Source organism: Lacticaseibacillus sp. 30 (genome assembly GCF_053819265.1).
On record NZ_JBSOQX010000003.1, the window covers coordinates 192,425 to 202,036 of the forward strand.

Consider the following 9,612-nt stretch of genomic DNA (forward strand, 5'->3'; position numbering starts at 1 on the left):
TAGATCCGATAACAGTCACCGAGGAGGAAAGAAAATGGGTGAAAACGAACAACTATCAGCTACCTTTGAGTTGCTGCATGCAGACGCAGCATCTCCTGTTGTGATTAGTTTCCCGCACAGTGGTACTTGGATCCCTGCTGACATGCGTAAGCGTTTATTGCCAACTGCCGTGTTGGCCAATAGCGACTGGTTCTTGCCTGCGCTTTATGACTTCCTGCCGCAAACCGGCTTCACGACGCTGATCAATCGTGTTAATCGCTATGTCGCCGATCCCAATCGTGCTGTTACCTTAGATTCAGATCACGATTATCGTTCTGCCACAATTTATCAGCGAAATACGTTCAACCATCCTCTATACGCGCGGCCGCTACCGCCAGAAACACTGCAATCACGGTTGAGAACCTATTATTGGCCGTATCGTCACGCCCTAACAATGATTTTAAAGCAAAAACAGGCAAAATTTGGCCATGCTTACTTAATTGACTTGCATAGTTTTGCCCAATATCCTCATTACCCTGGTATCAAGCCAAAAACAATCGTGTTAGGCAATGACCATGACCGAACAACTAGTAAAATTTTTCGACAAACGCTATCCGCCGCGTTTGCTGCACATGATTTCACAGTTGAAAATAACTTTCCATTTCGTGGCGGTGACATAACGCGCTACTACGGTCATCAACCTAATATCACCGCCATTCAAATTGAGCTACGATACGATCAATACATTGACCAGCGCCCATTTAGAGAAGAAGTGTTGACTCAGTATCAGACTGATTTATTTCGCAAAGCGCAAGATAGATTGCGCTTTTTGCGGGATTTCTTGTTGAAGTTAACTTAAAAATTGCTGATCAAACTGGCCCTCCACCGACCTAAATAGTGGCAGAAATTTTGTTTGCTATGGCATACTTGGCCGTAGATGAAAGTGACCGAATGCACAATAGCTGCTTATCGGCGCTACCACACGTTTGTCAATCTAGAATCAGTATAAGGCTTCGCTTACAAGCTGGTTGGATGACGCTCGCGAGGAAAAAGGGGGAGATCAAGCAATGAGTTTCTTTAACATAAAGAAGCAGGCTGTTGAACCGGGACAACGACAGGAAAGTGATTTGGCAGGTTTCTCGTTTGATGATGTCAAAACGGATTATTTATACTTGGATATGCTCCCGACAGAAATGCCGGATGAAATGTGGGCAAGGATTCGGTCGGTGATGAACCTTTTCAAGAAAGAGGCACTTTCACCAAGCGTCATCACCGGCGATCTTGAACTTGATGCGACATCGCGCTTCATGAGCTATCGGGATAAGAAGAAGCTTTTTTTACCGCAGACTTCGTATCATAATTTTTATGATGACCTGCATCATCGCGGCGCTGCCAACCGAACACAGGCTGCTTTTGGCACGCATTTGCTTGAACAGTTCAAGGTCAAGCCAGCAGCCGGCAGTCGGACGGATCGCTATTTAGACGATGAAGGGCGAATTGCATTAAAAATTGCGCATGATGATCGCAAACGTGTAACGATGATGAGTTATTTTCATGCAGGTCAATTGACTCGAGAGGATAGTTATGACGAGGATCAGCGACTTTTCGCTTCTGAACTTTATGCGCAACTGCCTGACTTCCAACAAATTTCACTTCTTGAGCCAGTGCTGACCAACACGACGATTCAAGCGACGATTTTCAATATTGGCGGCGTTCCAATCATCAATGCGTTGCCTTTGATCAAGCAGTATTGGCTCAACAATCAGGCAGGTGAACCTGTTCATATGTTTACGGATATGAATGCGATTTTGGTTTGGTGGTTGACGCAGAATTTTCTCCATACTGATCGCAAACTTTACATTGATGCTTCAAGCGAGCTTTTCGTCCAGCTGGTGAATGAACCAGCGATGCACGATCACCTCATCCCTATCATCAACGATGAACCTGATCAATTGATACTGCCCCAATTACTCAAACCATTGCGCTATTTGGTGAACGAACAATTTATTGAGCGGCCAGAAGTTTTGGCGTTGCCCGAGGACGTCCAAAAAATTGACAGTTGGCATCATTTCATGAGTTAAGTTGCCACTAAGGCGGTTAAAAAACTGTCTGCTAACTGAACGCTTAAGTCAAATCAACTAAACATTGAATGAACAACGGTTTTCCATTCTTGGAAGACCTTTTTTGATGCTCGTTGAATGAAACATGAACCAGCCATGCTGCTGTGCTTTCACGTTATGACGAAAAGACAAGCTTTGCATGTCCTTTGAAAAATCGCTCTTAATGACAGTCAGACTTGAAGTACAGACAGCAGTGATTGCTCGATAATTAGATGACAAACGCTAATCTTTGTCAAATTCTTATAAAATCATTATGGCATTCTATAAACCATCATTTAAATTTTAGAGAAACTAGTATAGGTGGAAAACAACCGTATATGGGCGGTTTAGAAAACTTAGTGAACATAAAAGTAAATAAAATTCAGAAAAGTTTCTTAAGACTGGTCCTGAGAAACTAATATAATAGTTAAATAATAGGCGTTATTGAATCTGATTTGGCAAATTTAGACGTCAATTTTTCGTAAATGATTTTATATAAAAAGACATTATGTTATTTATGTACTTTAAAACGTTCGTGTTTAATTCTATAAAACCTTTAGAAAGGGGGTTTTGAATGCGATACCATTTTTTATAAAAAATGTTTCTGAAAATAGAATGTTGTTATATTAATCGTTCTGTTATATATTTAGCACTAATCTAATGTTAGGTTCGCGACCAAACAAGAACAAGAATCTAAAGTTGGGTTTAATACGTTTTATGATAGGGGGCGAAGAAATAAATAACGATCTCGCACTAACCGTCAAAATACCTGCAGAAGTGTCGTCGGGAACGCGTCATGATTTAAACATTCATCTTCTTCCAAATGACCGATTAACCGTTCGTCACAATCTGGCGGGAATGAATCAAAAGATGTATCAAGGGTTAGCAGCTATTGATTCACGCGATTCTTCTGCGAGTAACACACAACGTATGATGAGTTTATTTTTCACTAGAATGGGGTGAGCACATGGGAAAGTTTAGTAAGGAAAAACCGTCAGCAAAGACAACGAATTTCAAGATGTACAAAGCGGGCAAACGCTGGATTTTTGCGTTTAGCACGCTTACTTTGCTTGCTGGTGGTGCTGGCCTTTTATCCTCCGAAGGCCAGTCAGTTCACGCTGATTCAAAAGATGATCAGCAAATTATTAACGCGGCTACGGCAGCGTCAATTCATACTGCGCCGGCAGTACCTAGCACAGCTGCCTCTGCAGCGACCATTGCAGCACCAACCGCTGCGACAACCGCAGCACCGGCCACGGTTGCAGCACAACCAAAAGCAGATAACCATGAGCAAACACAACCGGCGTCTGCCTCTGCAGCAACACCGTCAGCCACACCTGAGGCTACAAGTTCAGTAACAGCCTCAGTTGCTCCCGCAACATCATCAAGTGCGACGCCAATTGTTAAACAAGCGGCGCAATCAAGTGCGCCCGAAGTGACAACGCAGACTGCGTCCAAAACAACTGAGAGTGCTGCCAGCCCTATCAGTGCAGCACCAAGCGCGGCAGCCTCCAGCGTGACGCCTGCTTCTGCTGCCGTTAATGACGTTGGAAAAGCAATTGTGTCTAAAACGCTTGCGGCAATGCCGGTTGTTGATGATGCTGGTACACCAAGTACAATTGTGTATACGCAATCGAATAGCCGCGGTTCAGCTACTGTGACTGCACCAAATGTTTCAATTTTTGCGGGAGATACTTCAATTGATAAAGTAGTCCAATCGAATTTTACAGCTTTCGGTAATGGAAGTTTGGCAACCTTTACACTCACTTCTGGTTTAACGATAGTTGCCAGTACCGCAGTGAACAACATTGATTACACGCATGACTTAACACCTTTTGGTTCTAGCTCGATCAAAGGTCCATTTTTGACATTCCAAGGAACGGGCACCGTAGGAAGTATTCTGGCTAATCAAGTTGGTCGGCCTAATGATGCTAATATTCCAATTTGGATTCCCTCAGTTTCATACAAAACACCAGGAGTTTATGCGGTTCAATTCAATATCGATACGAACCAGTCAAAACCATTAATAGGTCCGTTTAATGGCGTTATCATGTCTTATTTCTTAGTGACGGTCAAATCGGCACTCAATCCTGATACTGATTCATCAACTGCCGCAAGCGCCGCTAGCGTTGCAAGTGCCGCTTCGACAAAGGCTAATTCAGCAAGTTCCATCGCAAGTAGTGCAAGCAGCGCAGCTAATTCGGCTAACACACAAACAGCAAGTATTGCATCGGCTAATCCCGAGAATGATTCACTTGCCAGTCTTGCTAAAGTAGCTTCTAGTGCGACTGCGGTAGCTTCGAGCTATGCAACCGATGCGAGTTCAGATGCTGCTGCGGCTAAAAGTATCGCGGCGGTCGTTGGAACCGCGAATAATGTCGCTGCTTCTGCTGCTACAGCGGCTAACGCAGCAAGTGCTGCAGGGAAAATTGATGATGCTACATCTTTTGCAACGATTGCTTCGAGTGCAGCCTCCGTGGCGAGTCAACAGGCCCCAATTGCAAATGCGGCCGCTGACAAAGCCTTAAGTGAAGCTTATGCAGCCTCTTCAGCTGCTGACAACGCTCTGAATGCTGGCAGATCTGCAGCAGCAATCACTGGATCTGCAAGCAGTACTGCATCAGCAGGAAGTATTGCTTCTTCAGCGGGCAATACTGGCAGTATTGCGCTAGATAAGGCCACAATAGCCTCAACGATTGCCAATAGCGCAAGTGCGATTGCAAGCACCGCAAACAGCACAGCCGCTTCGGCTAAGGCGATTGTTGATAACGCTGCCAGTGCGTTTCCAACTAATGATTCACTTGCAAAGCTTTCAGCAACTGCCTCAAGCGCCACTGCCGCAACTTCAAGTTATGCAGCTTCAGCTTTTGCAAGCAATTCCCAAGCAAGCGATCTTGCTGCTAAAGTAAAAGCTGCAAATGATGCTGTTATCTCGGCGGTTGCGCAAACAACAGCTGCATTGGCTTCGAAGAATTTACCTGATGCAAGTTCTTATGCTGCAATTGCAGCAAGTGCCGCAGGTCTTGCAAGTCAGTTAGCTGATCAAACAAGTACTGCTGCATCGGCGGCTTTGAGTTCAGCACTTGCAGCTAGTGATGCCGCTAAGATCGTTGTTTCGGCAGCTAGTGATGCCAGCAAGATTGCTGGAAGTTTAGGTACGACAACTGGGAGTACAACAGCTGACGGTAGTAATGCTAGCCTAGCAAACGGTGTAGCATTATCAGCCTCTGCGGAGGCCAATAATGCTAGCGCAATTGCTAAGGCAGCTAGCACGACTGCAAGTTCAGCTAATTCTACGGCGTCCGGTCTTGCTTCCGCTTTTCCAGACAATGCGTCTATTGGTAGTTTGGCCGCTAAGGCTGCTGGTGCAAACAGTTTGACTTCAAGTTATGCGACAGCCGCAAGTGCCTTTGCTAGCCAAGCGAGTGATTTAGCAACGCAAGTGAGCGTTGCAAACTCACAGGCGCAAGCTGCTGTTGGTCAAGTTACCAGCGCAGCTAACAAAGGCGATTCTGCCGCGGTTGCTTTGTACTCAGCCCAAGCATCTAGTGCTGCATCTACTGCGGCGGCTTTAGCTAATCAAACGAAGTCAGCTGCAAGTTCGGCGATGAGCAACGCGCTTAAGGCTAAAGAACAAGCTGGCATCGCAGCAGATGCTGCTTCTGCTGCTGGCAACATCGCCGCAGGGTTGACAACTGGTGCTGGGGATAGTGCGGGATCTGGCAGCAATGTTGCTCAGTCTGCGTCTGTTGTTGCCAGCACCGCATCTGTTGTAGCAAATTCTGCTAGCGCTATCGCTAGTACCGCCAGCAGCGTAGCCCTGTCTGCTAAGAATGTGACTGCGAGTGCAGCAAGTAGTTTTCCAAAAGATGATTCATTGGCTGCTCTGTCGACAACTGCCTCAAGCGCCAATGATGTTGCCTCTGACTTTGCGACTAAAGCCAGTTCAGATGCTTCAGTAGCAAGCAGTTACGCTGGTCAAACAAGCTCAGCTAATGATGTTGCTAAGACTGCTGCTTCTCAGGCAAATAGTGCCATTGCTGCTGGCCAAAGCGCAGCTGCAGTTACTTTTGCCAGCCAGGCGGTTGCTGCTGGTAAACTTGCAAGTTCATTGGCGGATAAGACAAGCACGGCGGCGAGTTTTGCACAAAGTGAAGCACTTAAAGCCAGTTCTGCAGCGGATGTAGCTGCTAACGCTGCAAATTCTGCAACGGGTAGATTGTCCAGTTTGACGGCTGATACAAGAAAAGATACCAGTGCTGCTAGTGATAAAGCTAGCGCCGCTGCTGTCGCTGCAAAATCTGCTTCAACAGTAGCTAACAACGCTAGCATCATTGCAAGCACCGCTAGCAGTGTTGCTAGTTCCGCCAATGATGTGACCACATCACTGATCAGCAGCTATCCGACAAATTCATCGCTAACGAGTTTGTCAAATGTTGCTTCGAGTGCAAATATTGCAACGAGTGGTTACGCAAAGAGCGCCTCTTCTGATGCTGCAACAGCTAGCAGTTTAGCTGCGAAGGTAACTGCCGCCAATAAAGCTGCAAGTCTCGCAGCTTCACAAGCAAACAGCGCTATCGCAGTGGGTGACTTGCCAAACGCCTCTGCCTTTAACGCTCAAGCATCAGCTGTTGCTTCAACTGCTGCAGATCTCGCAAGTCAAGCCAATGACGCTGCTAATCAAGCGTCAATAGAAGCTGATCAGGCGAACTCGACGGCGGCAATCGGTTCAAGTGCTGCTGCGGCAGCAATCGACGTCGCAGCAAATCTTGCTAAAACAACTTCTGATACTGCTGATCACGCTTCTTCGGTTGCTAGCTCCGCGTCCGTTGTTGCAAATTCTGCTTCGGTTGTTGCCAACTCAGCAAGTTCAATCGCCAGCGCTGCTTCAAGTACTGCTAAGTCAGCAAACGATATTGCTTCCAGTATTGCAAGCAGATTTCCGAAGGATCAGTCTATTGGATCTCTTTCGGCAGCAGCTTCCAGTGCAGCAAGCCTAACTTCTAGTTATGCTGCTGGAGCCTCTAGTGACGCTTCACTGGCAAGTAGTTACGCAGCAACGGTATCGTCAGCTAATGATGCTGCTAGCGCTGCTGCCTCTGCTGCTAATAGTGCTTATACAACTGGCAGCATCGCTGTTGCATCGTCTTTTGCAGCAGATGCTTCCAGTGCAGCCTCAACTGCCGCCTCGGCTGCTGATAAAGGCAAGTCTGCTGCTACCAAAGCATTGAGCGAAGCTTATCAGGCAAGCTCAGCTGCGAAAGATGCGTCAAGTATTGCGGCAGTTGCCAGCACAGCGGCTTCTAGTCTGGCCGCTTCGATTACTAGTGGCAACACTTCTGCCAGTGATAAGGCTAGTTCGGCAAGTGATCAGGCTCGCTCGGCCTCAGTGACTGCAAGTACTGCCTCAGTGACTGCTAACAATGCAAGTGCCATTGCAAGCACAGCAAGCAGTGTTGCCGATTCGGCTTATCAGGATGCTTCAAGTGCTGCCAGCCGTTATCCGGATAACGGTTCACTGACAAGTCTTTCAGCTGTTGCATCAAGTGCAAACACTCAAACTGCCAGTCTTGCTACATTAGCAAGTTCCGACGCCGATGCGGCAAGCAGTTTTGCAACAGTTGTTAGTTCCGCAAATGCTAAGGCAACCTCTGCTGCAGCTAAGGCTAATAGCGCTATTGACGCAGGGGATCTAACGGCAGCTTCTTCTTTTGCTGATCAAGCAGCTATTGCAGGTTCAATCGCTTCATCTATCGCGGATAAAGCGAGTTCGGCTGCTGGCCAAGCATTAAGTGAAGCAAGAGCAGCAAGCAGTGCTGCAAAAATTGCTGTGTCTGCCGGCTCAAATGCGCGTGATATTGCTGTTAAAGTTGCTTCAAGCACGACATCATATACTGCTGATTCAGCTAGTGCTGTTGCTAACAATGCAAGCGATATTGCAAGCACAGCAAGTAGTGTTGCAAGCTCTGCTTATCAGAATGCTTCTAGCACTGCCAACAATTATCCAGATAACTCATCACTAGCTAGTCTTGTTAAAACTGCCTCAAGTGCGAACACAGTTGCGACAAGTTTTGCTACTGATGCTAGTTCAGACGCTTCTGCAGCAAACAGTTTTGCCGACCAAGTTAAGTCAGCAAATGCTGCTGCTATAACGGCTGCTTCACAGGCAACCGCTGCAAGTAGCAGAGGGGATAACGGTACGGCGCAAAGCTACGGTAATAAGGCCGCTTCCGCCGCTGCTGCTGCCTCTGACTATGCAGACAAGACTAGTTCTGCTGCCGCAAAAGCGTTGAGTGAGGCGTATAAGGCTAGTTCCGCCGCAAAAGTTGCTGTTGACGCAAACGATCATGCCAAGGCAGTTGCAGCCGTCGCCTCAAGTGCTGGCGATCAGGCTTCAGTAAAAGCGAGTCAAGCAAGCGATAGTGCCCAAGCTGCTGCCGTTATTGCACGTTCAGCTTCAACTACTGCTAACAATGCAAGTGCCATTGCGAGTGCCGCTTCAAGCACAGCTAAGTCTGCAAATGCTATTGCATCGAGTGCTGCTAGCCGATTCCCTAACAACGACTCATTAACGAGTCTCGCGCAGGTAGCTGCAGATGCAACCGCACAGACTTCAAGTTATGCGGCACAAGCCTTGTCAGATGTTTCCTCTGCCACTAGTTTGGCAACTGTTACAAGCAGTGCAAACACAGCCGCAAGTCGAGCTGCGTCGCAGGCGAATAGTGCCATCGCTGCTGGCAACATTTCACAGGCATCTTCCTTTGCCGTCCAAGCATCTAGTTTTGCTAAGACAGCTAGTTCTGCCGCCGATGCTGCAAGTAGTTTTGCTGATACTGCCTTAAGCGAAGCAGTTCAGGCCAAAGCACAAGCTGCGATTGCATCAAGTGCTGCTGCCGATGCAAACCGAATTGCAACTGCTGTTGCTAGCCAAGGCGATAAATACATTGGTGATGCGATTAAGGCTGCTAGCCAAGCAGGTTCGAGTGCAGATATTGCACACTCAGCTTCAAGTAAGTATCCGACCGATGCATCTATTACAAGTGCGACAAGTGTTGCCAAAAAGGCAGCTGACGATGCTTCAAGTGCAGCCGATACTGCCAAACAAGCAGCACAAGGGGGCGACATTCCAACTGCATCAAGTGCGGCTGCTGTGGCCAAGAGTGCCGCTGATCGCGCCAGCGTTGCAGCAGATTTGGCTTCCAGTTTAGCTATTGGTCATGACGGGGATGCCAAGAGCTATGCAAACGATGCCGCCAAGTCAGCTAGGCAAGCAAGTTCTAGTGCTGACATTGCTGGATCTGCAGCAACAAAGTACCCTGATGATCCAACTATTTCTCGAGTAACCGATATTGCTAAGAAAGCTGCTAGCGATGCATCAAGCGCCGCAAGTATTGCTAAAGATGCTGCTAAGCTTGGTGATGATACAACGGCATCCAGTGCAGCCGCAGACGCTAAGTCTGCCGCAGATTTAGCAGATTCAGCTGCTAGAATTGCAAGCAGTACTGCGGATAGTATCACTGCTGCTAAAAAAGCA

General features: G+C 47.3%; 3 protein-coding genes. All 3 read left to right on the forward strand.

Going from position 1 to position 9,612, the window contains the following annotated elements; all coding sequences use genetic code 11:
• Positions 1-34: 34 nt before the first annotated feature.
• A complete protein-coding gene (locus ACWPAB_RS03575; RefSeq protein ID WP_003579328.1) occupies positions 35-838 on the forward strand; it encodes an N-formylglutamate amidohydrolase in 804 nt (267 codons plus the stop codon).
• 208 nt (positions 839-1,046) lie between these two features.
• The gene (locus ACWPAB_RS03580; RefSeq protein WP_003579325.1) at positions 1,047-2,060 is read left to right on the forward strand and encodes a hypothetical protein; all 1,014 of its coding nucleotides are present in this window, start codon (positions 1,047-1,049) and stop codon (positions 2,058-2,060) included.
• A gap of 985 nt (positions 2,061-3,045) precedes the next feature.
• Positions 3,046-9,612, forward strand: a 6,567-nt coding sequence (locus ACWPAB_RS03585) for a Ser-Ala-175 repeat protein (RefSeq protein WP_337451720.1), incomplete at its 3' end; no start/stop codon positions are given.